Origin of the sequence: Pseudomonas frederiksbergensis, assembly GCF_003732705.1 — a bacterium.
GTDB classification, from domain to species: domain Bacteria; phylum Pseudomonadota; class Gammaproteobacteria; order Pseudomonadales; family Pseudomonadaceae; genus Aquipseudomonas; species Aquipseudomonas frederiksbergensis_F.
Genome location: NZ_MOBR01000006.1, coordinates 375,816 through 400,786, shown reverse-complemented (window position 1 = coordinate 400,786; position 24,971 = coordinate 375,816). Strand labels below are relative to the sequence as shown.

The 24,971-nt window shown below is 60.5% G+C and carries 27 protein-coding genes; 14 read left to right on the top strand and 13 right to left on the bottom strand.

What is annotated here, in order from left to right:
- Nucleotides 1-109 precede the first annotated feature (109 nt).
- Nucleotides 110-1,030, bottom strand: a complete 921-nt coding sequence (locus BK667_RS06765; protein ID WP_123597135.1) for a LysR family transcriptional regulator — start codon at nucleotides 1,028-1,030, stop codon at nucleotides 110-112.
- Nucleotides 1,031-1,135: 105 nt separating this feature from the next.
- Here BK667_RS06765 and BK667_RS06760 point away from each other — a divergent pair, with 105 nt between their 5' ends.
- From BK667_RS06760 to BK667_RS06750, 3 genes are all read left to right on the top strand, one after another.
- A complete protein-coding gene (locus tag BK667_RS06760) occupies nucleotides 1,136-1,735 on the top strand; it encodes a short chain dehydrogenase (RefSeq protein WP_123597134.1) in 600 nt (199 codons plus the stop codon).
- Between the two features lie 202 nt (nucleotides 1,736-1,937).
- Nucleotides 1,938-2,591 carry a COG3650 family protein gene (locus tag BK667_RS06755; RefSeq protein WP_123597133.1) on the top strand — a complete coding sequence of 218 codons (654 nt, stop codon included), beginning with the start codon at nucleotides 1,938-1,940 and terminating at the stop codon, nucleotides 2,589-2,591.
- Nucleotides 2,592-2,685: 94 nt separating this feature from the next.
- Nucleotides 2,686-4,299, top strand: coding sequence for an NAD(P)/FAD-dependent oxidoreductase (locus BK667_RS06750; RefSeq protein ID WP_123507367.1), 1,614 nt, complete (start codon nucleotides 2,686-2,688; stop codon nucleotides 4,297-4,299).
- 239 nt (nucleotides 4,300-4,538) lie between these two features.
- On the opposite strand, the gene BK667_RS06740 is transcribed toward BK667_RS06750, so the two are convergent.
- Nucleotides 4,539-5,636: a PLP-dependent cysteine synthase family protein gene (locus BK667_RS06740; protein WP_185058181.1), complete on the bottom strand. Its 1,098-nt coding sequence runs from the start codon at nucleotides 5,634-5,636 to the stop codon at nucleotides 4,539-4,541.
- 247 nt (nucleotides 5,637-5,883) lie between these two features.
- Between BK667_RS06740 and nhaA the strand changes: the two genes are divergently transcribed.
- From nhaA to BK667_RS06720, 4 genes are all read left to right on the top strand, one after another.
- The gene (gene nhaA, locus BK667_RS06735) at nucleotides 5,884-7,071 is read left to right on the top strand and encodes a Na+/H+ antiporter NhaA (RefSeq protein WP_123507363.1); all 1,188 of its coding nucleotides are present in this window, start codon (nucleotides 5,884-5,886) and stop codon (nucleotides 7,069-7,071) included.
- A 120-nt stretch (nucleotides 7,072-7,191) separates the two neighbouring features.
- On the top strand, nucleotides 7,192-8,412 hold the full coding sequence (locus BK667_RS06730) for a colicin E3/pyocin S6 family cytotoxin (protein WP_123597131.1): 1,221 nt from the start codon (nucleotides 7,192-7,194) through the stop codon (nucleotides 8,410-8,412).
- Between the two features lie 7 nt (nucleotides 8,413-8,419).
- A complete protein-coding gene (locus BK667_RS06725) occupies nucleotides 8,420-8,674 on the top strand; it encodes a colicin E3-like toxin immunity protein (RefSeq protein ID WP_123507359.1) in 255 nt (84 codons plus the stop codon).
- Nucleotides 8,671-8,940 (top strand): pyocin S6 family toxin immunity protein, encoded by a 270-nt coding sequence (locus BK667_RS06720; RefSeq protein WP_259697924.1) that lies wholly within the window; start codon nucleotides 8,671-8,673, stop codon nucleotides 8,938-8,940. The genes BK667_RS06725 and BK667_RS06720 overlap by 4 nt, the downstream gene beginning before the upstream one ends.
- A gap of 68 nt (nucleotides 8,941-9,008) precedes the next feature.
- Here the strand turns inward: BK667_RS06720 and BK667_RS06715 are convergent, their stop codons facing one another.
- Entirely contained in the window at nucleotides 9,009-9,473 is a 465-nt protein-coding gene (locus BK667_RS06715) for an outer membrane lipoprotein (protein ID WP_054046952.1), read from the bottom strand.
- A gap of 167 nt (nucleotides 9,474-9,640) precedes the next feature.
- Here BK667_RS06715 and BK667_RS06710 point away from each other — a divergent pair, with 167 nt between their 5' ends.
- Entirely contained in the window at nucleotides 9,641-9,877 is a 237-nt protein-coding gene (locus tag BK667_RS06710) for a hypothetical protein (protein WP_123507357.1), read from the top strand.
- Between the two features lie 5 nt (nucleotides 9,878-9,882).
- Here the strand turns inward: BK667_RS06710 and pdxH are convergent, their stop codons facing one another.
- From pdxH to dinG, 5 genes are all read right to left on the bottom strand, one after another.
- The gene (gene pdxH, locus BK667_RS06705) at nucleotides 9,883-10,530 is read right to left on the bottom strand and encodes a pyridoxamine 5'-phosphate oxidase (RefSeq protein WP_123507355.1); all 648 of its coding nucleotides are present in this window, start codon (nucleotides 10,528-10,530) and stop codon (nucleotides 9,883-9,885) included.
- Between the two features lie 23 nt (nucleotides 10,531-10,553).
- Nucleotides 10,554-11,684 (bottom strand): OmpA family protein, encoded by a 1,131-nt coding sequence (locus BK667_RS06700; protein WP_123597130.1) that lies wholly within the window; start codon nucleotides 11,682-11,684, stop codon nucleotides 10,554-10,556.
- Between the two features lie 113 nt (nucleotides 11,685-11,797).
- On the bottom strand, nucleotides 11,798-12,943 hold the full coding sequence (locus BK667_RS06695) for a serine hydrolase domain-containing protein (protein ID WP_123597129.1): 1,146 nt from the start codon (nucleotides 12,941-12,943) through the stop codon (nucleotides 11,798-11,800).
- 227 nt (nucleotides 12,944-13,170) lie between these two features.
- Nucleotides 13,171-15,666, bottom strand: coding sequence for a beta-galactosidase (locus BK667_RS06690; RefSeq protein WP_123597128.1), 2,496 nt, complete (start codon nucleotides 15,664-15,666; stop codon nucleotides 13,171-13,173).
- 95 nt (nucleotides 15,667-15,761) lie between these two features.
- Nucleotides 15,762-17,906 carry an ATP-dependent DNA helicase DinG gene (gene dinG, locus BK667_RS06685; protein ID WP_123507347.1) on the bottom strand — a complete coding sequence of 715 codons (2,145 nt, stop codon included), beginning with the start codon at nucleotides 17,904-17,906 and terminating at the stop codon, nucleotides 15,762-15,764.
- Between the two features lie 99 nt (nucleotides 17,907-18,005).
- On the opposite strand from dinG, the gene BK667_RS06680 reads away from it, so the two are divergent.
- The gene (locus BK667_RS06680) at nucleotides 18,006-18,464 is read left to right on the top strand and encodes a CopD family protein (protein WP_123507345.1); all 459 of its coding nucleotides are present in this window, start codon (nucleotides 18,006-18,008) and stop codon (nucleotides 18,462-18,464) included.
- 114 nt (nucleotides 18,465-18,578) lie between these two features.
- On the opposite strand, the gene BK667_RS06675 is transcribed toward BK667_RS06680, so the two are convergent.
- From BK667_RS06675 to BK667_RS06660, 4 genes are all read right to left on the bottom strand, one after another.
- Nucleotides 18,579-19,337: a collagen-like triple helix repeat-containing protein gene (locus BK667_RS06675; protein WP_123597127.1), complete on the bottom strand. Its 759-nt coding sequence runs from the start codon at nucleotides 19,335-19,337 to the stop codon at nucleotides 18,579-18,581.
- Entirely contained in the window at nucleotides 19,330-19,608 is a 279-nt protein-coding gene (locus BK667_RS06670; RefSeq protein WP_123597126.1) for a DUF1145 domain-containing protein, read from the bottom strand. The genes BK667_RS06675 and BK667_RS06670 overlap by 8 nt, the downstream gene beginning before the upstream one ends.
- A 150-nt stretch (nucleotides 19,609-19,758) precedes the next feature.
- Entirely contained in the window at nucleotides 19,759-20,481 is a 723-nt protein-coding gene (locus BK667_RS06665) for a PA1041 family peptidoglycan-binding anchor lipoprotein (protein WP_123507340.1), read from the bottom strand.
- 92 nt (nucleotides 20,482-20,573) lie between these two features.
- On the bottom strand, nucleotides 20,574-21,272 hold the full coding sequence (locus BK667_RS06660) for a PA1041 family peptidoglycan-binding anchor lipoprotein (protein ID WP_123507338.1): 699 nt from the start codon (nucleotides 21,270-21,272) through the stop codon (nucleotides 20,574-20,576).
- A 191-nt stretch (nucleotides 21,273-21,463) separates the two neighbouring features.
- On the opposite strand from BK667_RS06660, the gene BK667_RS06655 reads away from it, so the two are divergent.
- From BK667_RS06655 to BK667_RS06640, 4 genes are all read left to right on the top strand, one after another.
- The gene (locus BK667_RS06655; protein WP_123507336.1) at nucleotides 21,464-21,961 is read left to right on the top strand and encodes a DUF6231 family protein; all 498 of its coding nucleotides are present in this window, start codon (nucleotides 21,464-21,466) and stop codon (nucleotides 21,959-21,961) included.
- 4 nt (nucleotides 21,962-21,965) lie between these two features.
- Entirely contained in the window at nucleotides 21,966-22,442 is a 477-nt protein-coding gene (locus BK667_RS06650) for a YchJ family protein (protein ID WP_123507334.1), read from the top strand.
- 155 nt (nucleotides 22,443-22,597) lie between these two features.
- Nucleotides 22,598-23,083 carry an LEA/WHy family protein gene (locus tag BK667_RS06645; protein WP_123597125.1) on the top strand — a complete coding sequence of 162 codons (486 nt, stop codon included), beginning with the start codon at nucleotides 22,598-22,600 and terminating at the stop codon, nucleotides 23,081-23,083.
- A gap of 5 nt (nucleotides 23,084-23,088) precedes the next feature.
- Nucleotides 23,089-23,304 carry an SEC-C metal-binding domain-containing protein gene (locus BK667_RS06640; protein WP_054046981.1) on the top strand — a complete coding sequence of 72 codons (216 nt, stop codon included), beginning with the start codon at nucleotides 23,089-23,091 and terminating at the stop codon, nucleotides 23,302-23,304.
- Nucleotides 23,305-23,505: 201 nt separating this feature from the next.
- On the opposite strand, the gene BK667_RS06635 is transcribed toward BK667_RS06640, so the two are convergent.
- Nucleotides 23,506-24,063 carry a cysteine hydrolase family protein gene (locus BK667_RS06635; protein WP_123597124.1) on the bottom strand — a complete coding sequence of 186 codons (558 nt, stop codon included), beginning with the start codon at nucleotides 24,061-24,063 and terminating at the stop codon, nucleotides 23,506-23,508.
- A gap of 144 nt (nucleotides 24,064-24,207) precedes the next feature.
- Between BK667_RS06635 and BK667_RS06630 the strand changes: the two genes are divergently transcribed.
- Nucleotides 24,208-24,852 (top strand): glutathione binding-like protein, encoded by a 645-nt coding sequence (locus BK667_RS06630; RefSeq protein ID WP_123597123.1) that lies wholly within the window; start codon nucleotides 24,208-24,210, stop codon nucleotides 24,850-24,852.
- Nucleotides 24,853-24,971: the final 119 nt, after the last annotated feature.

Sequence of the window (24,971 nt, the reverse complement as noted above, 5' to 3'; positions counted from 1 at the left end):
ATATCCACAAATCCCCTGTGGGAGCGAGCCTGGTCGCGAAGGCGGTGGGTCAGTCAATATAGATGTTGCCTGACACGACGCCTTCGCGAGCAAGCCCGCTCCCACAGGGTTATGGGGTGTGTTGGAGTCTGTCCAACGCCTCACCACTGCGTTTGAACCAGCCAATCAGATAGTCGGCCAATACTTGGGTGCGTTTCGGCAACCCGCCCTGATACGGATGCACCAGGTACATCGGCATGCGACGGGTCTGATAATCCCGCAGGAGCCAGCGCAAACGGCCGTCAGCCAATTCCGCTTGCAGCAGGTACGACGGCAACCGCGCAATGCCGGCGCCGGCCAGGGCGGCTTTCTTCAGCAAGCTGTAGTGATTGCTCGCGAACGGTCCCGAGACGCGAACCCGCAGCAATTCGTGCTGCTGGTGATAGAGCCATTCTTCGCGGCCGCTGTAATGGCTGTTAAGTAAACAGCGGTGTTCGGCGAGTGATTGCGGGGTCAACGGTTCGCCGTATTGCTCGAGGTAGGCCGGGCTGGCACAGGTCATTTCGTGCCAGGCCAGTAGCGGTCGGGCCACCAGGCGCTCGTCGTTGCCCACCTCGGAGCGAACCGCCAAGTCAAAACCATCGCGGGACAAGTCTCGAAAGTTGTTGCTCAGGTCGAGTTCGATCTGCACTTCGGGGTATTTGCTGGAGAACTCCAGCAACAAACCATCGAAGAAGGTTTCCCCCAGTGACACGGGAACCGTCATGCGCACCGGCCCGGCCATGTCGTCCTTCAATCGCGCCAATGCCTGACGCGCTCGTTCCACTTGGACTACAAGCGCCTGGGCTTGCGGCAACAGCGCAGCGCCGGCTGCCGTGAGACTCAATCGGCGCGTAGTGCGTTGCAGCAGGACCACGGAAAACCGCGTCTCCAGAAGACTGATTCGCTTTGAGAGCTGGCCCTTGCTACAGCCCAATTGCTGGGCTGCCAAGGTAAAACTCCCGGCTTCGATCAACACCGCGAACGCCGCCAGGTCATCCATTTCGCTCATGGATTGTTTCCATTTGAAAACCAAAGGTTGCCCATTAGCGCGCTTATCAAGCAGAAAATCCACTCTAGACTTAAGCCTCGTTCAACCACTTCGAGGAACAGCACGATGAAGATTCTTTTGATAGGCGCAGGCGGCACCATCGGTTCGGCGGTCGACAAAGAGTTGTCGCAACGTCACGAAGTCATCCGCATTGGCCGCAACAGCGGTGATTTGCATGTGGATATCAGCGACAGCGCCTCGATTCGTGCGATGTTTGAAAAGACCGGCAAGTTCGATGCGCTGGTCTGCGCCGCCGGCAACGTGACCTTCGCCCCGCTGGACGAAATGACCGCCGACAGTTTCGCCCTGGGCCTGAAAGACAAGCTGATGGGCCAGGTTAACCTGCTGCTGATCGGCCGCGAATTCGCCAATGACGGTGCCTCGTTCACCTTCACCACCGGCGTGCTCAGCCACGACCCGATTCGCAGCGGCGCTTCGGCTGCATTGGTCAACGGTGCGCTGGACAGCTTCGTCCGTGCCGCCGCCATCGAACTGCCTCGTGGTCTGCGGGTGAACTCGATCAGCCCGACTGTATTGCTCGAAGCCATGGGCAGCTATGCGCCGTACTTCCGTGGCTATAAGCCGGTTCCTGCGGCGGATGTGGCATTGGCCTACGCCAAAAGTGTCGAAGGCTTGCAGACCGGTCAGACATTCCACGTCGGTTAAGACCACCCCAATCCGTAGGAGCAAGGCTTGCCCGCGATGGCGTCCTTGAGATCGCTATCGCGAGCAAGCTTTGCTCCTACACGCGGTGAGCTTAAGGACGCCATCGCGGGCAAGTCTTGCTCCTACAAGGATCGTCGAAAGGCGGGGTTGTGATGAACGGTCAGGCTGCGTAACGTGGCGGCACTTGTCTGGAGAACCAAAGATGCGTGTTGCCCGTTCCCTCGTCCTCGTTGCCCTGCTTCCGTTGTTCGCCGCGTGCCAGTTGTTCGACGGCCCGCGGCAGAGCGCCTCCCACGTGGGCCAGACCCGCATGCAGGGCCAGTTGATCGCGGCGGACGGCAAACTGATGTTTCAGCCGTGCAATGAACAGCGCAGTCTGGTGGTCAACGACACCGGCGGCACCAGCGTGCTGCAAGAGGCCGCGAGCCTGGCCGATGATCAGGGCAAATTGTTCGCCGACGTGCGTGGCAAGATCAATGGAAGCAGCCTTGACCTTGCGCAGTTGTACCGCGTCGAGCGCTCGGGCACGGCGTGCGACGATCCCAATTTCAAACTGTTGATCCTGCGGGCCGCCGGTCATGGGCCGGAGTGGAACGTCAAGGTCAGCGGTAAAGGCATGGTCATCGACCGTGTCGGTGAGCCGCCGCTGGCGGTGCCGTACGTTGAAGAGCAACTGGGCGATGGCCGTTTCAATCTCAGCAGCGAAGCCAACGGCAAGCACATTGAACTGTGGGTCGCGCCCAATCGTTGCGTCGACAGCAGCACCGGCAGCATCCAGCACATGAGCGCCGAGCTGCGAATCGACGGCCAGGTGCAGCGCGGCTGCGGGTATTTCGGCGGCGCGCGTAGCGACTGATCGTTTTTGCCTCACGGGGCCGGCGTTTGGGGCTTATAATCGCCGCCTTCAAACGCCTTGGCGCAGTTGTGCGCCCCGCGAACCGGATCCTGTCATGTTACGAATCACCGAACTCAAGTTGCCGATCGACCATCCCGAAGAAGACCTGCGCCCTGCCATCGTGCAGCGCCTGGGCATCGCCAGTGATGACCTGCTCGATTTCACCTTGTTCAAGCGCAGCTACGATGCGCGCAAAAAGTCCTCCGAACTGTGCTTCATCTACACCATCGACCTCACCGCCAAGGATGAGGCCGCGCTGCTGCACAAGTTCGCCGATGACCGTAACGTCAACGTGGCGCCGGATGTCAGCTACAAAGTGGTCGGCCAGGCGCCGGCCGATCTGGCGCAGCGCCCGATCGTCGTCGGTTTCGGGCCGTGCGGGATTTTCGCCGGGTTGCTGCTGGCGCAAATGGGCTTCAAGCCGATCATCCTCGAACGCGGCACCGAAGTACGCCAGCGCACCAAGGACACTTGGGGCCTGTGGCGTAAAAGCGTGCTCAACCCTGAGTCCAACGTGCAGTTTGGTGAAGGCGGCGCGGGGACGTTCTCCGACGGTAAGCTCTACAGCCAGATCAAGGACCCGAAATTCATCGGCCGCAAAGTCCTGCATGAGTTCGTGAAGGCCGGCGCGCCGGAAGAAATCCTCTACGTCAGCAAACCGCACATCGGTACGTTCCGTCTGACCGGCGTGGTGGAAAACATGCGTGAGCAGATTCGTGCGCTGGGCGGCGAAGTGCGCTTCCAGCAGCGGGTCACCGACGTGTTGATCGAGGACGGCCAACTGGTCGGCGTCGAGCTCAATGGCGGCGAGCAGATCCATTCCAAACACGTGATCCTGGCCCTCGGCCACAGCGCCCGGGACACCTTCCGCATGCTCCACAGCCGTGGTGTGTTCATGGAAGCCAAACCGTTCTCGGTGGGTTTCCGCATCGAACACCCGCAGTCGCTGATCGACCGCGCGCGCCTGGGCAAATACGCCGGCCACCCGAAACTCGGGGCGGCAGATTACAAACTGGTGCACCACGCCAAGAACGGCCGTTCGGTCTACAGCTTCTGCATGTGCCCGGGCGGCACCGTGGTGGCGGCGACCTCCGAGCCGGGCCGCGTGGTCACCAACGGCATGAGCCAATACTCGCGTAACGAGCGCAACGCCAACTCCGGGATCGTCGTCGGCATCACCCCGGAAGTCGATTACCCGGGCGGCCCGCTGGCCGGTATCGAGTTGCAGGAACGCCTGGAATCCCACGCCTTTGTGCTGGGCGGCAGCAACTACGAAGCCCCGGCGCAACTGGTTGGCGACTTTATTGCGGGCAAGCCGTCCACCGAGCTGGGTAGCGTCGAACCGTCCTACAAACCGGGGGTTGCCCTGGGTGATTTGGCCCTGGCCTTGCCGGCGTTTGCCATCGAAGCGATTCGCGAAGCCTTGCCGGCGTTCGAGAAGCAGATTCGTGGTTATTCGCTGCATGACGCGGTATTGACCGGGATTGAGACCCGCACCTCGTCGCCGTTGCGGATTACCCGTAACGAATCGATGCAGAGCATGAACGTCAAAGGCTTGTTCCCGGCCGGTGAAGGCGCGGGTTATGCGGGTGGGATCTTGTCGGCGGGGGTTGATGGGATTCGGATTGCCGAAGCGGTAGCTCGCGACATCCTTGGCCTCGAGGCCTGATCCCGGGAACAACACAAAACCCCGTAGGAGCGAGGCTTGCCCGCGAAGAATGCACCTCGGTCTATCTGAAAGACCGCGTTATCGTTCTTCGCGGGCAAGCCTCGCTCCTACAGGGACGGTGTTCACGATCGTTCCCACGCTCCGCGTGGGAATGCAGCCTGGGACGCTCCGCGTCCAAAAGGCGGACGCAGAGCGTCCGGTGAGGCATTCCCACGCAGAGCGTGGGAACGATCGTCACGTCAGATGTTGGCGCGCAGCACGGTGGCCGGCAGTGGCTCGCCGCGTTCGACGCTTGCTGCCACGGCATCGATCAGCCCACTCAATTCATATCCCTGGCCCTTGAGCCAATCCTGGTCGTAATAGGTGGTCGCATAGCGTTCGCCGCCGTCGCACAAAATCGCCACGATCGACCCCGACTCCCCCGCCGCGACCATTTGCTGGGCCGCGATCAAGGCGCCGATCAGGTTGGTCCCGCTCGACCCGCCCACACGCCGACCCAGGCGTTGCGCCAGGTAATGCATGGCCGCCAGGGACAAGGCATCCGGCACCTTGACCATCGCATCGATCACCTTGGGCAGGAACGACGCTTCCACCCGTGGCCGGCCAATGCCTTCAATCCGCGAACCGCAGTCCAGGCGCAAACTCGCATCGCCGGTCTGGTAATAGTCGAAAAACACCGAACGCTCGGCATCGGCGCACAGCACACGGGTGCAATGCTGGCGATAGCGCACGTAACGGCCCAGGGTCGCAGTGGTGCCGCCGGTGCCGGGGCTGGAAATCAGCCAGCTCGGTTCCGGGTGCTGTTCGAAGCGCATCTGCTGGAAGATCGATTCGGCGATGTTGTTGTTCGCCCGCCAGTCGGTGGCGCGTTCGGCATAGGTGAACTGGTCGATAAAGTGACCATCGTTTTCCCGCGCCAGTCGCTCGGACTCGGCGTAGATCTGGGTCGGATCGTCCACCAAGTGGCTCTTGCCGCCGTAGAAAGCAATCTGCGCGATTTTCTCTTTGGAAGTGGTCGCGGGCATCACCGCAATAAACGGCAAGCCCAGCAAACGGGCGAAGTAAGCCTCGGAAATCGCCGTCGAACCGCTGGACGCCTCGATCACCGGCGCGCCGGGCTTGAGCCAGCCATTACACAGCGCATAGAGGAACAGCGAACGGGCCAGTCGATGTTTCAGGCTGCCGGTGGGATGGCTGGATTCATCTTTGAAATACAACTCGATGCCCGGCAAACCCGGCAGCGGCAAGGGAATCAGGTGGGTGTCGGCGCTGCGCTGGAAGTCGGCTTCGATGATCCGGATGGCTTCGCGGGCCCACTGTCGGGTGTCGCTCATGATGATGATCTCGTTGTAGGGGCGGCCTTGTTGCAAGGCTCAGCCCCCAAGCTTAGGAAAAAACCTACATCACGCACAGATACAGCTGAGGTCCAATACGTCCGGCAACTGCTAGGCTCAGTGCTCATTGGGCCTTGCAGCCGTTAGCGTTGTAACGGCATATAACAAAAAAGAATATAACTTTTGTTTTAACAACTAACGGTACGGGTTAGGGTGTGCCACCTTTTGAATTCATCGATGGAGAGCGACCTTGCCTCTGCGTAGCACGTTCACGCGTTTCTTTCAGTTGGAAGCTGCCAGCGGTCTGTTACTGATCGCCGCCGCAGCCCTGGCTCTAATCATCAACAACTCATCGTTGTCGTGGCTCTATAACGGCTTGCTGGACACCCCCGTGGTGGCCCAGATCGGCGCGCTGAAAATCGCCAAGCCCCTGCTGCTGTGGATCAACGACGGCCTGATGGCGATGTTCTTCCTGCTGATCGGCCTGGAAGTGAAACGCGAAGTCCTCGACGGCCAGTTGTCGAAACCCTCGCAAATCGTCCTGCCCGGCGCAGCGGCGATTGGCGGCATGGTGGTGCCGGCGTTGATCTACTGGTTCCTCAATCGTGACGATCCGTCGGCGCTGGGTGGCTGGGCCATCCCGATGGCCACCGACATCGCCTTCGCCCTCGGCGTGCTGGCCTTGCTCGGCAAGCGCGTGCCGGTGTCGCTGAAGCTGTTTCTGATGACCCTGGCGATCATCGATGACCTCGGCGCCATCATCGTCATCGCGATTTTCTACTCCGGCACATTGTCGACGTTGTCGCTGGCCTTGGCCGGGGCCTGCATCGTCGCGTTGATCGCGATGAACCGGCTCGGCGTGGTCAAGCTTGGGCCGTACATGATCATCGGCCTGATCCTGTGGGTCTGCGTACTGAAGAGCGGTGTCCACGCGACCCTGGCCGGCGTGACTCTCGCGTTCTGCATTCCATTGCGCACGAAAAACGCCGAACCTTCGCCGCTGATGACCCTGGAGCATGCGCTGCACCCGTGGGTGGCCTACGGCATTCTGCCGCTGTTCGCCTTCGCCAACGCCGGCCTGTCCCTGAGCGGCGTGACCGTGGAAAGCTTCACCCACCACGTACCGATGGGCATCGCGGTCGGTTTGCTATTGGGCAAGACCCTCGGCGTGTTTGGCCTGACCTGGCTGGCCGTGAAAATCGGCATCGCCGCCCTGCCCCAAGGCGCCAATTGGGGCCAGGTGCTGGGCGTCGCGATCCTCTGCGGGATTGGTTTCACCATGAGCCTGTTCGTCGGCTCCCTGGCATTTGTGCCGGGTGCCAGCGACTACGCCGGGATGGACCGGATGGGGATCTTGACCGGTTCGATTCTGGCGGCGTTGATTGGGTATGCGGTGACGGCGGCGGCGAGTCGCAAAAGCGCCGCGCTGCAATCCTGAGTAACAGAGAACACTCCTAGAGATATCAGAGACTCGTCCTACAGCCACGATTAGCCACATTCGTTAACGTCGTTCAGCCCTTTCATGGGGCTGTCGACGGACGAATTTCAAGGACGATCAGTGGCTGGCAACAAGGACATTCCCCGGGTTAAAAACCCACCGTCGGGTGACGGGCATCGCGTCACCCATCGCTTCATGAGCGCCACTGAACTGGCTGAGCGGGACGCCCGACAGCAAGCCTACGACGACATGCTCGCGAGGCAGGCAGCCTTCGAACGCAATCTTCCCATCACCTCCTCCAAAGACGAAAACGTTCGCGCGGGGTGCGTCTTCGCCAAGTCCTGCAAGCTGCCGGACGCAATCATCGATTACTCCAATCCTTCGGGGATGGTGCCTACCGACAGCCTCAAGGACTACGGGGAAGTTGCCTGGCTTGGTGCTCGCGAGGTGGATGAAGCCGGGCTGTTGAATCTGCAGACCATCAGCGCCAATACCCTCCCGCTTGGCATCGGACGTATCGCTTTACGCGCTCCGGCCATTCCTGCAGTGCCAGCCATTGGCGCGGCAGGCGCCACCGTATTAGCCGGTTTGGTCGCGTTGTTCTGGACGCCGAGCCTGGGCGATAGCGCGCTCTATACCGAAGACCAACTGCGCGCACTTAAACAGGCTCGCACCCGTGTTCGCCTCAGAGTTGAACAACAAGCAGACGGCAGTCTCAAGGGTTACGGCTTCTACACCGGCAAAAACCGCGATTGGGAAATGGTGGATGTCGCGCAGTTCGAGCTGCGCGGCAGTCAGCAGGTAGCGGATCTCGGGGATGGCATCGAACTGATCTGGACCCCGGCGGTGGATGGCTCCGACATCCTTGGTATTCCTGCTTTGGAAGCCGCGCCGCAAGCCCCGCATATCTGGGTTTATCCACCGACGAAAGCGGCGGACAGCATCATCGTGAACCCGGTTTATCCGCCTGAGTACAAGGATTTCATTCTTGTGTTTCCGGTGGGGTCGGGGGTAAAGCCCGTTTACATTGTGGTTAACGTATCGGGAAGAAAACTTCCGAACCCTGATCACGACTATCACTCACCACCTGAAACAGAGGAGATCACAGGCTTTTCAGGGCTGAAGGAGGTTAAAAAGAAAACGCCCAAACAAGGTGGCGGAGGGCTCAGGTCCCGTTGGATGGATGCTAAAGGACGGACGATTTATGAGTGGGATTCCCTGCACGGCGAATTAGAGGCATACCTCGCTAGCGATGGCAGTCATTTAGGCTCATTCGATCACACGACGGGCGAGCAAATAGATCCACCCAAGAAGAAACGAAGCATTAAAAAGTACTTGTGAGGATTGTATGGGCTTGAAAGTCAGTTTGGATTGGTACGATAAAAAAACGGAAATCGCGAGCGGGAAAGAATACTCCGCAGATTTAGGAGACGACGGCTCAATAATTGACGCGTTGGGCTTGATGGATGCCGGCAATATTTATGACGGCGGGTTCGATGTAAAAGCTGACTGGATTCAAAAACTTCAGCCCTTGTTTATTCACAGAATCGAACCAGCCACCTTCGACTACCAAATATCGTTTCGGTATAGGAAGGCCTGGTGAACATCTTTATCGCACTTTCTGGATTCTTCTCTGAACCCAATACAGACGATTCACTACAGTATGAAAAGGATGTACCGCAAGCCTTAGAAGGAGCGGTGCTTAAGGCAATGGGTTGGTCGGCTTTGTGGGATATACCTGAAGGTGAGCACGAGTTATCCCACACTCAAGCTGTTGCGATTATGGAAATCGTAGGTAGTTCTTTCAGAAACGATTTGGTTTATTACTTGGGACTTTGCCAACGCCTAACGGCGTTGAAAAAATCCTAAACGGAAACCACCGACACAAAAAACCCCTACCAGTCACCTGATCGGGGTTTTCTTGTACTCGCTTGCGCTTAGTGCGAAACGCGACTAGTCCCGCCAACCGTAGAAATCCGCACCCGCTCGCCAACACGGAACACTTCATTCTCCTGAACCTGCTGCACATAGGCACGCATGCTGCCGTCGTCTTCACGCACGGTAATTTCAACGCCCTGAGTACGGGTCAGGCCTTCTTCAGTGGCCGAACCAATCAAACCACCCGCAACGGCACCGATCACCGCAGCAACGATACTGCCGCGACCGCCACCAATTGCGCTGCCGCCAACACCACCAACCACGGCACCGGCAACACCGCCGACAGGGGTTTTGGTGCCTTCGATTTTCACCGGGCGCAGGGATTCGATGGTGCCCATGCGAATCGTCTGCACGCGACGCGCTTCGTCACGGGAGTAGGAGTCACCGGTCAGGCTGGATTGGCAGCCGGTGAGCAACATCGCCATCGTGGAAAAGGAAGCAACCAGCAAAACAGACTTACGCATAGCATCAACTCCAAAGGACAGGTATTCATTAAACTCCGCAGCTTGACGCCTGTCACGGCATCGCCCGGATAAAATTGGTTTCATTCAGGCCCGGTACAGACACTTCTGAACTCACACCACAGTAGCGGCAAATACCAAAAACTGCGCCATTGACCCAAGGATTTTTCATGGATTACTTCATCATTGTCGTCACGACGGTGGCCGGTTTGTACTTCCATTGGTGGTTGTACGTACGGATCAAACGCTGGATGGACCGTGATTTGGCGTTAGCCTTGGCCGGGAAGGACGAGCACAAAAAAGCCTTCATGCTCCAGCAACTGGCGAACGCTCAGACGCAGAAGATCAAGCGTCGGGACCTGCCGCAGTGGCTTGAGGCCGCTGCGGCAGGCTATCCCCGTCGGTAGACTGCTTAGGGTGCCAGACGTTCAAGAATCCAGTCGGCGCCTTGTAAGCGGTAGTTGAGGCGATCGTGCAGGCGGCTCGGACGGCCTTGCCAGAACTCGATGCGCTCAGGGAGCAAACGGTAACCGCCCCAGTGTTCCGGGCAGTGTGGTTGGGTATCGCTGAAGCGCTGCTCGGTGATTTTGAGCAACTCTTCCAGCTCACCACGATCGGCAATCACCCGGCTCTGGGGCGAAGCCCAGGCACCGAGACGGCTGCCCAGGGGCCGGACCTGGAAGTAGGCGTCGGACTCTTCAGGCGAAACCTTCACCACGCGCCCTTCGATGCGCACTTGGCGCTCCAGGGTCGGCCAGAAAAACGTCATGGCGGCGAACGGGTTCACCGCCAGATGCTGGCCCTTGGCGCTGTCGTAGTTGGTGAAGAAGGTGAAGCCCTGAGTATCCAGGCCCTTGAGCAGCAGAATGCGGCAATGGGGCCGACCGTCCAGATCGACGGTGGCCAGGGTCATTGCATTGGCCTCGACCGGCACCTGTTCGGTTTTCACCGCATCGGCGAACCACTGATGGAACAGCGCGAACGGCTCGGCCGGGGCTTGCGCCTCGGTCAAACCGTCACGGGTGTAGTCGCGACGCATATCAGCCAGGGCCTGGGTCATGGCACATTCCTTCTGGTTAACGATCAGTTCTTCGCAGCATCCGTCGCTACGACTTTCTTCGAATCAGCAGCAGCTTTGGCCGGCGCAGGTTTTTTCGCCGGGGTCGCGGCTTTGGCTGGGGCTTTTTTGGCCGGCGTCTTGGCAGCTGCTTTCTTGGCTGGAGCCTTTTTCGCAGCGGGCACAGCGGCTTTCTTGGCGGCTGGCGCAGGTGTCACAGGCGCGACCACTGGCTTGGCGGTCTGGGCAGCGACCATGGTCACCGGCGCCGGGGCTGGCATGTTGTACTTGCTCAGCAACGCCACCATGGTGTTTTGCGGGGTCACCAGCAATTCCACGCGACGGTTCAAGGCACGGCCTTCATTGCTGTCATTGGCGGCACGCGGTGCTTCACCGCCCATGCCACGCAGCATCAGGCGATCACGCTGCAAACCGCTGAGGCGGAAGATCGCGGCCACGGCCTGGGCGCGTTCCTGGCTCAGTTTTACGTTGGCTGGAACGGCGCCCGAGGTATCGCTGTGACCCAGTACCAACACAGCAGTCTTCGGATCGAGTTCAAGAATTTTCGCGACACGGCTGAACGGGCCCAAGGTGACCGGCAGCAGCATGGCCGGGCGGTCCGGGTTGAACGAGCTGTCCACCGGCGCGGTGACTACCAGCACGTTTTCACGACGCTCGAGTTGCAGGTTGCTGTCCTTGATCGCTTCGCGCAGACGCGGTTCGTAATCGTCGAGCCAGGCCTGGGTCACTTTCGGATCCGGCATCGGCACGGCTTTGGCGGTGCTCTGGTCTTTGCCACCGAACGGCCACCACCACTTGCCACCCGCATCGGCGTCAGCCTTGGCGACATCAGCCGGTTTGGCTGCGGGCTTGGCTTCAGGTTTGACGTCTGCCTTGTCCGCAGGCTTGTCGGCGCTTTCATCGGAGCCAAACGGCCAGTACCAACGGCTGCTGCTTTCAGCCTTGACCACCGGCGCGGTGATCGCCGCTTTCAATGGATCAGGCGTCGGGGCTGGAGCTGGCTCTTTGGCGGCGACTTTGTCGGAAGAACCGAACTGCCACCAGTGGCTGCCGCCCTCGGCGTCATTTTGCGGAGTTTGCGCGCAACCGGTGATGGCGAAGCACAGTGCCAAAGCGAGAGTTTTATTGGATGACATTGGATATCCACAAAATGAAGTAATAAACACAGGCCCACATCGGGACCGCATAAACAGACGCTTTGAATCGAAAAAGGTTACGAGGTTCCTGTGCAGGAACGTTCAGCAAAGCTTTACAGACAAGTGGCAAGTACCCGTACGAGCTTCTGCGCGCGTGGATCCATCAAGACATACGGTCCCAACGTATTTGTCACAAAACCAAAGGCCACATCGTGCTCTGGGTCAGCAAAGCCGATGGAACCGCCAGCGCCCGGATGACCGAATGCCCGAGGGCCGAGGCCGTAGGTGGCGTTCGGAACGTCCGGTTGATCGAGCATGCAACCCAGGCCGAAGCGGGTCCGGGTCAATAGAGTCTTGTCGTCACCGAGGCTGTGTTCGCGGGTCAGTTCGTCGAGCATCTCGCTTTCCAGCAAGCTCCCGTCGAGCAGACCGGCGTAGAACCCGGCCAGGCTGCGGGCATTGCCATGGCCATTGGCGGCGGGTTGTTGCATGCGCCGCCATTCCGGTTTGTTGGTGCTGGTCATGATCGACGGTGGGTTGGTGAACGCCCGGGTGGTCATGGCCGTCGGCTCGCGCATGGTCACTTGCAGCAGACGCTGGGCCGCGGCATCGCCGACGTTGCCCTTGCCCCGGGCGATGTGCGCCACGCGGTGAAACTCTTCGTCTGCCAGGCCGACATGAAAATCCAGGCCCAACGGTTTGGCGACCCGCGCAACGATGGATTCCCCCGGACCACGACCGTCAGCACGGCGCAGCAACTCGCCCACCAGCCAGCCGTAAGTGATCGCGGCATAGCCATGGCCTTGGCCCGGCGTCCACCAGGGTTCTTCGGCGGCCAGCGCGTCGACCATGGTTTGCCAGTCATACAAGGCTTCGGGAGCCAACAACTCGCGCAGGGCCGGCAGGCCGGCCTGATGGCAGAGCAATTGGCGCAAGGTCACGGATGCTTTGCCAGCGGCGGCGAATTCGGGCCAGTAGTTGGCAACCGGGGCATCGAGTTGCAGCTTGCCTTCGGCCACCAGTTGCAGCGCGGTGACGGCGGTGAAGGTCTTGGTGCAGGAGAACAGGTTGGCGATGGTGTCGCTGTGCCAAGCCTCAAGGCCGTCCTTGTCAGCGGTACCGGCCCAAAGGTCGAGGACGGTTTCACCGCCGACCTGGATGCACAACGCAGCGCCACGTTCCTGGGGATCGTCGAACAGTGCGGCGAAGGCCTCGCGCACCGCTTCGAACTTAAGCTCGTAATGACCCTGAATCTGCAAACGCAACTCCCCCGGATAAACGCTCTACAAAGTGGTCCGCATTGTTCCAGCCCTAGAGGGTTTTGGGAACAGGGGCGGGCTGGGCGGTGTAGCCGCCCATAGATTTGTTTAGAAATCTTTAGTGAATTTGAGGCCGCCTTCGCGGGCAAGCCTCGCTCCTACAGGGATTACGCAGAACCTGTAGGAGCGAGGCTTGCCCGCGAAGAACGATAACGCGGTCTCAAATATTAATGACCATTGCCCGAATGCCCACCCGCATGCCCGGCGCCCTGCCCCGGGCCTTTGCCGGCGTCTGCTTTCCTGCCGCCCTCGCCTGCGTGGCTGGCCTTATCCGCCTCAGCCCTGGCTTTCTCGGCCTCTTTGCCCAGTTGATCGACGGTCGCCAGGTTACTTTTACGCACGCTGTCGACGAAGCCCTGGAACGGCACATCGGTAATGCCTACCAGACCGAAGTGGCCGTTCTCGCCATCCAGCAGACGACCGGTCACGGGCTGATCGAGGTACTGGAACCAGTGCACGCCGACAATCGACGGCTCACTCATCGCCTGTTTGAGGAAGTTGGCGTAGGCCGGGCCGCGGTCTTCTTCCTTGGCCAGTTGCGTCACGCCGCCCCAGAACGGGCCGCGATCCGCAGAGCCGAAGTTGAACTCGGTGATCAGCACCGGTTTGTCCAGGCTGCGCAGTTTGGCAAAGTCGTAACCGTCCTGCGGTTGCAGGGTGTACATGTTGAAACTCAACACATCGCAGTATTGCGCGCAGGACTCGACCGCTTCCGGGGTGCTGATGGCGAAACGGCCACCGAGCAGCAACTGGTTCGGCGCGTGCCACTTGAGCGAGTCGGAAATGGTCTTGAAGTAGGTGTCTGCAAAGACTTTCTGGAAGTATTTGAAGTCAGCTTCGATTTCCGGGTGTTCGGCGTCAGGCAGCGGCGCTTCGAAGCCCGGATCCTCCATCAATTCCCACGCCGGCAGGTCAATGCCCCAGGCTTTCGACAGGCCCGCCTGGTTACGGTACTTGTCGCGCAATTGCTTGAGGAACGCGCGTTTGGCCGGCACGTCGGTGGTCATTTTCAAGGTGCCGTAGGCCAGGGCATAACGGGACTTCGGATCATTGCCGGGACCGGCCCAGGCCAGTTCGTTGTCGGCGAAGTAACCGATCAGCCATGGATCGTCACGATGATCCCGTGCTGCGATGGCCACGGCACGCTCGGTGGCCATGGCGAAACGCGGGTCGAACGGGTCGGGCATGCCGCCCCACCAATCGGTGCCGGTGCTGATGCTGGCGTAGTCGCCAACGATCGACAGCGGCAAGGTGTACGGCACGCGATCCGCGTTCGCCAGCGCCGGGGCGCTCCAGTTGCCGACGGTGTTGAAGCCCCAGGCTTGCAGGCGATCGAGGGTGTGCGTGGTCCAGCGTTGTTCATCCACCACGGCTTTGCAGGGTTCGACTGCTTTGGCGACTGTCGCTTCGGTGGCTCCGGTCTTGGCAGCTTCGGCAATCCCGGATTCGGCCGTCGAAGGCGCCACAGGTTGCTCAGCGGCTTTTTCCGCCGTTTGCGCAACCGCATCAGCTTTGGCCGCTTCGGCCACACCGGCCTTGGTTTCGCTAGGCACCGCACAAGGCGGACCGTAGAGGCGTTGCAGGTTGGCGCCATAAAAGTCATACCAGCGCCCGGCGTTGTAGGCCCGGCCCTGATCGGCACCGTTGCCGCCCCGGTTGTCGCCGTCGCCAAAGTGGCTGGCCAGCGGCTCATCGGGTTTTGGCAGGTTTTCGAACATCCACTCGCGACCGGCGACGTAAGTTTGATCGACGTCCGGGGCAACGGTGTTTACACCCAGGGAATAGAACGGATGACCTTCCGGCGTCACCAGGTACCAGCGACCGTCACGCTTTTCGGTGCGGAAAAAACCGCTGGCCTTGAACGCCGGGCCTTTGTTCCAGCCACCAAATTTGTCGAGTGACGATTTCTCGCGCTCGGCCAGCCAGGTTTTCAGTTGTTGCTGTTCTTTCGCGGCGGCGGCTTTCAGTTGCTCGTCATTGCTGACTTTTTCTGGCCACTTGGCTCGGGTCGACTGACCGTAAGCGTCCACCAGAGCGCCATACACCGCTTTGTTCACATCCTCGCCATCCTGCACGCCGAAGCGCTCCAGCAGGATGCTCTGGGCCACGTTCGGCTGATCCATCGACACGCTCACCGACACCACTTGGCTGCGATCCAGTTCACCCGCGCTGCTGGCCAACAATACGCGCTGACCGTCGACGGTCATGGGCATCGGCGGACCCGCCTTCATGCCCTGGCTCAGCGGCGAACTGGCCACCAGCGGCACCAGCAGGGTTTGCGCCGGGCCGGCCGGCAGATCGACGCGGCTGACCAGGGTCTTGCCGTCATTGCTCTGGATGGTCACGTAGAGGGTCAAGGCCCAGTTCATCGCGCTCTGGACCCGCAAGCTCATGACACCGGACTGCGACCAGTCCCAGGCGCCGGTTTGCGGAGTCAGGCGCAACGTAGGTTTGGCCACCGGGTTGAAGGTCACCCGGCGCAGCACTTCGCCTTCGGCCGTTTGCTCGGCGTTGGATTGCGGCAGGCTGGCGTCCTGGGTCGCCACCGTGACTACATCGGCGGGGCGCACAAAGTTGAACAGCGTCTGCTGGCCCGCAGGGGCGGCCAGCAAGGGCGTTGCGAACAACAGGGCAAATACAGCAGGCAACGAACGACGAATCATGAGAACGAAATTCTCCCTAACGACCAACAATGGCCAGTGGAAAAGCGATGGCAGAGAGATAGACAACGCGGTGGGCAAAATTGCCCACGCGTGTATCAGGAAATTTCACGTCGGAAAGGAGGCAACGCATTGAGGATCGCTTTGCCATAACGCTGGGTGACCAGACGTCGATCAAGCAAAGTGATGGTGCCGCGATCTTCTTCAGTACGCAGCAAGCGACCGCAAGCCTGAACCAGTTTCAGCGAGGCGTCGGGCACGGAGATTTCCATGAACGGGTTGCCGCCCCGGGCTTCGATCCACTCGGCCAATGCGGCTTCCACCGGATCGTCGGGCACCGAGAACGGGATCTTGGCGATCACCACGTGTTCGCAATAAGCACCGGGCAAATCCACGCCTTCGGCGAAGCTCGCCAGGCCGAACAACACGCTCGAATCCCCGCCATCGACCCGCGCCTTGTGCTTGTTCAGGGTTTCCTGTTTCGACAGGTTGCCTTGAATGAACACTTGCTTGCGCCAGTCGCGATCGAGGCCGTCGAACACGTCCTGCATCTGTTTGCGCGAAGAGAACAGCACCAACGTGCCCCGCGAACCTTCCACCAGTGATGGCAGATCACGAATGATCGCAGCGGTGTGGGCCGGTGCGTCACGGGGATCGGCCTTCAGGTCCGGGACCCGCAGCACGCCAGCGTCGGCATGATGAAACGGGCTCGGGACCACGGCGGTGACGGCGGTTTTCGGCAGGCCGGCGCGCATGCGAAAGCGATCGAACGTACCGAGGGCAGTCAGCGTCGCCGAGGTCACCAAAGCGCCGTAAGCCACGTTCCACAAATTGCGCCGGAGCATTTCCGCCGCGAGGATCGGGCTGGCATTTACCTCGATATCGAACAGCGAACCGCTTTCCGCCAGGGTCAGCCAGCGCGCCATCGGCGGGTTGTCTTCCGGGTCTTCGGCGGTGAACGCGACCCACAATTCCCAGTTGCCCGAAGAACGGGACAACAGGCTGCCAAACAATGGATACCACTCTTCGGCCTGGTTGCTGGCGATGCCGATGTTGACCTCGCCGTCCATGCCTTCCTTGAGCAGTTCGGTGAGTCGGGTGAACAGGTCGGTCAGGCGGGCGAAGCCTTTCTTCAGCTCGACGCCCATCTCGCGCATGTGCTCGGGAATGACCCCGCCGACGAAACGGTGACGCGGCCGCTCGCGACCTTCGACGTCTTCGCCGGGTTTGAAATCGGCGACCTGCTCGCACGCGGTAAACATGAACTGCTGCTGGGTCTTGATCTCTCGCGCCAGCTCCGGCACTTGTTCGATCAACTTGCCCAGGTCCCCCGGCAACGGGTGCTGGGCCAGCAACTTGGTGAGGTTCTTGGCGGTGGTTTCCAGCCAGTCGGCGGTGGAACGCAGGCGCGTGTAGTGGGCGAAGTGACCGATCGCCTTGTCCGGCAAGTGGTGGCCTTCGTCGAACACGTAGATGGTGTCGCGCGGGTCCGGCAGCACGGCGCCGCCGCCCAGGGCCAGGTCGGCCAGGACCATGTCGTGGTTGGTGACGATCACGTCGACCTTGCCCATGCCTTCGCGGGCCTTGTAGAAGGCGCACTGCCCGAAGTTCGGGCAATGGCGGTTGGTGCATTGGCTGTGATCGGTGGTCAGGCGCGCCCAATCGGCGTCTTCCAGGGCGGTGGACCAACTGTCGCGGTCGCCGTCCCACTTATTGCCGGCCAGCTTCTCGATCATGCTGGTGAAGAGCTTTTGGCTGGCCTCATCCACCTCGATCTTGAAGCCTTCTTCTTCGAACAACTGCGCGGTGGCGGTTTGCGCCTGACCTTCCTGGAGCAACATGTCGAGCTTGGACAGGCACATGTAGCGCCCACGGCCCTTGGCCAGAGCGAACGTGAAATTCAGCCCGCTGTTGCGCATCAGGTCGGGCAAATCCTTGAAGACGATCTGCTCTTGCAAGGCGATCGTGGCCGTGGCAATCACCAGGCGTTTGCCCGCAGCCTTGGCCGTCGGGATCGCCGCCAGGCTGTAGGCCACGGTTTTGCCGGTACCGGTGCCGGCTTCCACCGCGACAATCGCGGGGTCGCCACTGCGCCGGCCTTCGTCGTCGGTGTCGATGGCACCGAGGACTTTGGCAATTTCGGCGATCATCAGGCGTTGGCCGTAACGCGGTTTGAGGCTCTTGGCTTCAAGAAAACGCGTATAGGCGCCCTGGATCGTGGTTTTGAGTTCGGTGCTGATCATGGATTGTCGGGCGCAAAAAACGCTGGATAAATTTTCAGTGGTTTCGGATGGCGGCTATCATACCGCGCTAATTAATCCCGCGCAGAACGGAGTACCTCAATGACCGCTTTTAGCCTCGTGTATACCCTGCATGTCCTGTCCGCCCTGGTATGGGTCGGCGGCATGTTTTTCGCCTGGATGGTCCTGCGCCCCGCGGCGATGAAGGCCCTGGAAGGCCCCGGCCGGTTGAAGCTGTGGGTAGAAGTGTTTCAAGGTTTTTTCCGCTGGGTCTGGGTGGCCGTGGTGCTTTTGCCGATCAGCGGTGTGGGCATGATTCATCTGCAATACGCCGGTTTTGAAGCCGCGCCGCGTTATGTGCAGGTGATGATGGGCTTGTACGTGGTGATGACCGCGCTGTTTATCCGGATTCAGGCGTTGTTGTTGCCGGAGTTGCGCACGGCGGTGGACGCGCAGGATTGGCCGGCGGGTGCGGCTGCGCTGGGGAAGATTCGCAAGTTGGTGGGGATTAATTTGATTGTCGGGTTGGTGTTGGTGGCGATTGCGGCGGCTCGGCCGTGATCGTTCCCACGCTCTGCGTGGGAATTCCTCAAGGGACGCTCCGCGTCCAGTGACGCGGAGCGTCACGGGCTGTATTCCCACGCGGAGCGTGGGAACAATCCGTCAGTTACGGCATTACAACCGCTGAACCGTCACAGCCCCCGCCGCACCGGCAGGTCCCGGCTGGCCATCAGCCCCCGGCTTGCCGCTCTTGCCGCCATCGGCCTTGTAAACCAGGCAGCCCTTGGACTTGCCGCCCGCTCCCGGTTTACCGCCAGGGCCGGCCAGACCACCGGCACCGCCCGCGACCTGCACCTTGATTTGCTCCACCGGGTAATCCCGGGGCACTTGCAGGCGCACCAGCGCACCGGCCGCCCCAGGCTGACCGTCGCTGCCATTACTGCCGTCAAAGCCACGACCGGCCTCGCCCCACGTGCAACCCGGATCCTCGCCGTTGGCGCCATCCAGACCGACAAAACCCGGTGCTCCCGCACCGCCGCGCGCATCGACCGTCAATGTCGGTGCGCTCAGGGTTTTGATCAGCAAATTCAGGTTACGCCCGGAGCGCGCAGCCTTGAGGTACGTCCCCGGCGCACCGCGAGCGGTGATCAGGCTGCCTTCGGACAACTCGGCGCGGCTGACTTTCAGTTCCAATGCCTGTTCGCCGGGCACGATGGCAATCCGCGCGTCGCGCCCCAGGTGCAATTCGCCCACCGTCACTTCCGTCACGTTCGAGGGGATCAGCAAGGTGCCGTGGTCGGCCACTTCCAGCCGTTCCAGTTGCAAGGTGCTGGCGGTGTTGGGCAGGCGCATCAGGGAATTGGTTTCGACACTCACGACCTGGGCACAGGCCAATGGGCTGATGAGTGCAGCAAGCAGGCAGAGTTTACGCATGGGAAGCCCCTGGTACGGCCGGGGCCGGAATGGTTTGCAGGTGGAAAACGCCAAAGAACAGGATCTTCAGACGATCACGCCATGGGTGGGCGCGACCTTTGAGGCTGCGAAAACACAGCAGCGCCTCCAGAAAATGGATGACCGCCAGCAGCGCCCCGGCCATGTTGACCAACAGGTGCAGCGGATTGATAAACGGGATCAGCAGATTGACCAGCACCACCAACCAGAACAGCAGGGTCAACAGCTTCCCCAGCCCCCAAAACACCTTCATACGCTCCCCCGTTGTGAATTATTCTTTGAGCGCACAGTAACGGCTTCCGCAAGGGATATGCCAGTGGGCGAGAGAAAATTCATCCAGAAGGCCGCCGGATTAACCAATTTCTTCGCCCGGCGGCTCTAGATCGAGGCTCTACGTCATGCGTCAGCGGTTGATGTGCAATTCCACACGTCGGTTTTTTGCCCGGCCCTCTTCAGTTTCGTTGTCGGCCACGGGTTGGCTTTCACCCTTGCCTTCGCTGGTGAGTTTGTTCGGCGCCAGGCCCTGGCTCAACAGATAGGCCGCCACGCTGCTCGCGCGACGTTCCGACAACGCCTGGTTATAAGCATCCGAACCTTTGCTGTCGGTATGGCCCACCACTTTGATGCTGACCACGTCAGCGTTCTGCAGTTTGCCCATCAATGCATCCAGTTGGCTGCGGGCGGCGGGGGTCAGGTCCGACTTGTCGAACGCGAACAGCACGTTGCCGGCATCGCTCAGGGTGATGACTTCGGAGACGGGGGCAGGTTCGACCGGTTTCACGCTGGCCGGGTATTGCGGCAACGGGCAACCGCGATGATCGACCGGGGTATTTTCCGGCGTGTCGGGGCAACGATCGCGGCGGTCGAAGACCCCGTCGCTGTCTTCGTCGCCATCCTGGGCGTAGCAAATCAAACCGCCGGTCAAGATACCGAGCGCGGCTCCACCGGCCGCCCAACCGCCACTTTCGATAGCGCCCAGGCCACCGCCGACCAGGCCGCCAATGACGCTGCAGATCGGCCAGGTACGTTGATTCAAGGGGGCAGTGCCATCGCTGTGAGTAGCGCAACCGGTCAACAGGCTGCCAAGCAGCAGAACCGGTAAGACGGTCCTTGTGAGAACGCTCATTTGTGAATGCTCCTGTGTTACCGGCCCATACCGGTTACACAGGAGTAAAGACCCGCATCCGCGACTGCACAAGCCGCGGAGCGGAAGGGGCTTTAACGATCGATTTTGATTTCCGTGCGACGGTTCAACGCACGGCCGTCCGCAGTTTTGTTATCGGCCACTGGCTGGCTTTCGCCGGCACCGGTTACCGAGACGAAGCTGCTGCGCGGTACGCCATCGTGGATCAGGTATTCCACCACCGAATGTGCACGTTTATCCGACAGTTTCTTGTTGTAGGCATCGCTGCCCACGCTGTCGGTGTGGCCGGTCACGGTCAGGCGCGCGGTGGACGATTCCTGTTTCAGGCGAGTAGCGACTTTGTCGAGCACCTCTTTATCGGATGGAGTAAGGGTGGCTTTGTCGAACTGGAAGTGAACATCGCGGATGACGATGGTTTCTTCCTTGACCACCACGGCCTCTTCAACCACTGGTGCAGGGGCTACTGGCGGAGGGCAACCGTTGGCATCGACCTGCACGCCTTTAGGCGTGTGCGGGCACTTGTCGCGGCTGTCCGGCACGCCATCGCCGTCTTCGTCGCCATCGCCGTGCACCCAGCAATAAGCCGCTGCCGTGCCGCCAACCAGCAGCGCGCCATACCCCGCCCACGCCGAACTCTCGGTTGCGCCGAGACCGGCGCCGACAACGCCCCCGACTGCCGCACAGGTCGGCCAATCGGTTTTCTGCAAACCTGCACAACCAGTCAACACACTGGTTAGCAGAACCAAGGGTAATGCTGTCCGAACTATGCTCATCTAGTTTTCTCCTGAGGGATCGGCTTAGAACCGATTCAGAGGAGTAAAGACCGGAGTTTTAATCTCCGCCAGCAATAGGCCATAGGCGTTTTCCCCAATGTTCACGGCAGATCGACACTTTTGGCACTCCGTGGCTCTAGGCCCGAACGTTGGGGCAGGCTAGTCTTGGCAGTTCTGATTGAGGATCTTCGATGATTGCAGGTATTTCTTCACGCACGCCGCAACAGGCATTGGCCGCGTTGCTTGACCGCTACGCCCCGGCGCGCCTGTTGCTGATTGGCGCCAGCCAGTTCCCGGCGCTGGAGGCGTTCAAGCTCGCGCACCCGGACACGTGCGTCGCCCATGCCGAGCCCGGACCGTTGCCGGCAGAGTTGGCGGCGCGGCGCTTTGACCTGGCGCTGGTGGTTGATTGCCTGGAGCACTTGCCCAAACGCGATGGCCTGAACCTGCTGGGCGGGATCCGCAACCTCAACGCCAGCCGCATCGCGGTCTTGGCGGACTTGCCGGCCAGCGGCTGGCAGGAAACCGACTTTTTCTCCCTGGCCTTGCAAGCCAGCGAACGTTTCCAGCGCGACGATCAGGTGCTCACACTGTTCACCTATGATCTTCTTGACTATAAACAGGTGCCCGACTGGCTCAATTCACGGTTCTGGGCCAATCCGGAAAACTTCGGGAAATACTGGTGGTAACGCAATGAGTACATCCATTTGCCCTTGCGGCAGCGGCACCCTGCTGGATGCCTGCTGCGGTCATTACCATGCCGGCCATCCGGCCCCTTGCGCCGAAGCCTTGATGCGTTCGCGCTACAGCGCCTATGTGCTGGGGTTGATCGACTATCTGGTGGCGACCACCCTGCCCGCCCAACAGGCCGGGCTGGACCGCCAGTCCATCAGCGACTGGAGCGCCCAAAGCACCTGGCTGGGCCTTGAAGTGGAAAACTCCGAGGTGTTTGGCGGTCAACCGGAGCACGCTTTCGTGACGTTCACGGCCCGCTGGCACGATGACGGCGGTGAACACAGTCACCGCGAGCGCTCCTCGTTTGTGCAGAACAACGGCCACTGGTACTTCATCGACCCGACCGTACAGCTCAAGGCCGGGCGCAATGACGCCTGCCCGTGCGCGAGCGGGCAGAAATTCAAGAAGTGTTGCGCGGGGTATTTCGGCGCTTGAGGTAACCGCGCTTTGGATTTTTTGCTTTTGCAGGAGCGAGGCTTGCCCGCGAAGGCGGTGTGTCAGCCAACATAGAAGTTGGATGTTACGGCCTCTTCGCGGGCAAGCCTCGCTCCTACAGAGGCTAGACTGGTTCTCAAGGGAGAACCACCACCATGACCAGTCAGCGCCGCGCCTTACATCTGCTCACCCTGCTCATCCTCCTGAGCCTCGGCGGCTGCGCGTCCTGGTTCAGTGACGACGAGCCGGATCCCCAGGTGCATCTGGTCAAGGTCGAAGTGGTGCGGGCCAAACTGCTGGAACAGAAATTCCTGCTGCACTTTCGCGTCGACAACCCCAACGACAGCGACTTGACCGTGCGCAGCCTCGAATACCGCATTCATTTGGGCGACATGCTGCTGACCGAAGGCGAGCACGAGCACTGGTTCACGGTGGGCCCCAAGCGCAGCGCCTATTTCAAAGTGCCGATCCGCACCAACCTGTGGCCCAAGGTGCGCGACCTGGTGAAAATGCTCAAAAGCCCCAAGCAACCCGTCCCCTATCGTCTGGAAGGTGAACTGGAAACCGGTTTATTCATCGCGCACTACGTGCACCTGGCGCGTAATGGCGTGATAATCCCCGCCGATTTAATTCCGGAGTAACCCCGATGACCCAGCAACCCCATGTCCATGGCCCTGACTGCAATCACGATCACGACGATCATGCCCACGATCACCATGATCACGACCATGGCCATGTCCACGGCCCGAACTGCGGCCACGCCCACCAGGAACCGGTGCGCAACGCCCTGAAAGACGTCGGCCGCAACGACCCTTGCCCATGCGGCAACGGCAAGAAATTCAAGAAGTGCCACGGCGCTTGATGCTTCGGGCGAACATTGGCTTCGCCGGTTGAATCGCCTTCGCCGGTTGAATCGCCTTCGCGAGCAGGCTCGCTCCCACATGGGTTTTGTGAACGACATAGCCTCCTGTAGGAGCGAGGCTTGCCCGCGAAGAACGATGACGCGGTTTGCCTGATTGACCGAGGCGCCCTTTTCGCGGGCACGCCTCGCTCCTACAGGAATTTAGCCAGCCGTAAGGATCTGCGCAGTGCTGACGACGGTGGCGTACTCGCCATGCAGATTGCCCAGCGACATGGCGTGAACCTCCTCGGCTGAATGGGGATGGCCAAAAAAGTCAGCCTTGTCGAAGGTAAAGCACGCATCCTCCACCACCCACGCGTTAAACCCGAGATTCCCGGCCGTGCGTGCCGTGGATTCCACCGAGTTGTTCGTTGCCACGCCAACGATGATCAACTGTTCAATCCCCGCTTCGCGCAACCCCGCCTCCAGCCCCGTCGCACAAAACGCATCCGGCACTCGCTTCTGGATCAGTCGCTCACCGACCGATGGCAGGAACCGTTCCTGAAACTCCACCCCCGATTGCTGCGGCCAGAACACCGATTCCGGCGAGTGGGACAGGTGTTGCACGTGGATCACCGGCCGTCCGGTCAGCCGCCAATGCGCCAGCAACGCGACGATTCGCTCTTCAGCCTGGGGATTGTTTCGACGTCCCAATTTGGGGTGCAGGATGCCTTTTTGCTGGTCGATGATGATCAGTGCCGCGTTGGTCTTGAGCTCCATGCTGACTTTTCTCGTGCCGGGTCATTGAATTTCACGCACTTCAGCATCACCTCTTCCTACAAGCAAGTTAGCGGTGCACACAGGACGACCTGATGCGAGCGGTTGCTGTCCGAACCTGACGACGTCTATTTTTTGGAGTACTCCATGATCGACCTGTATTACTGGACCACCCCCAACGGCCACAAAATCTCGATTTTCCTCGAAGAGGCCGGCCTCAAGTACGACGTGCACCCGATCAACATCAGCCAGAACGACCAGTTCAAGCCTGAATTCCTGAAAATCTCCCCGAACAACAAAATCCCCGCCATCGTCGATCACGAGCCAGCTGATGGCGGCGAGCCTCTGCCGTTGTTCGAGTCCGGAGCGATTCTGCTGTACCTGGCGGAGAAGACCGGCAAGTTCCTGCCCAAGGACCTGCGCGGGCGCCAGCAAGCGCTGCAATGGCTGTTCTGGCAGATGGGCGGCCTGGGGCCGATGGCCGGGCAGAATCACCACTTCAGTCAATTCGCTCCGGAAAAGATTCCTTACGCGATCAAACGCTACATCGACGAAACCGCCCGCCTGTATGGGGTTCTGGACAAACAACTGGCGAGCAATGAATTTGTCGCCGGCGACGAGTACAGCATTGCCGACATGGCGATCTACCCGTGGATCGTGTCCCACAAGTGGCAGAGCCAGAACCTCGAAGACTTCCCGAATGTGCTGCGCTGGTTCACCCACATCCAGAACCGTCCGGCGACGGTGAAGGCGTATGCGATTGCGGCGAAGGTCAACCCACCTAAGTCCTGAGACCGACGCGATGATCGTTCCCACGCTCTGCGTGGGAATGCAGCCCGGGACGCTCCGCGTCTCCTCCAAAGCCGAACGCGGAGCGTCCGTTGAGGCATTCCCACGCAGAGCGTGGGAAC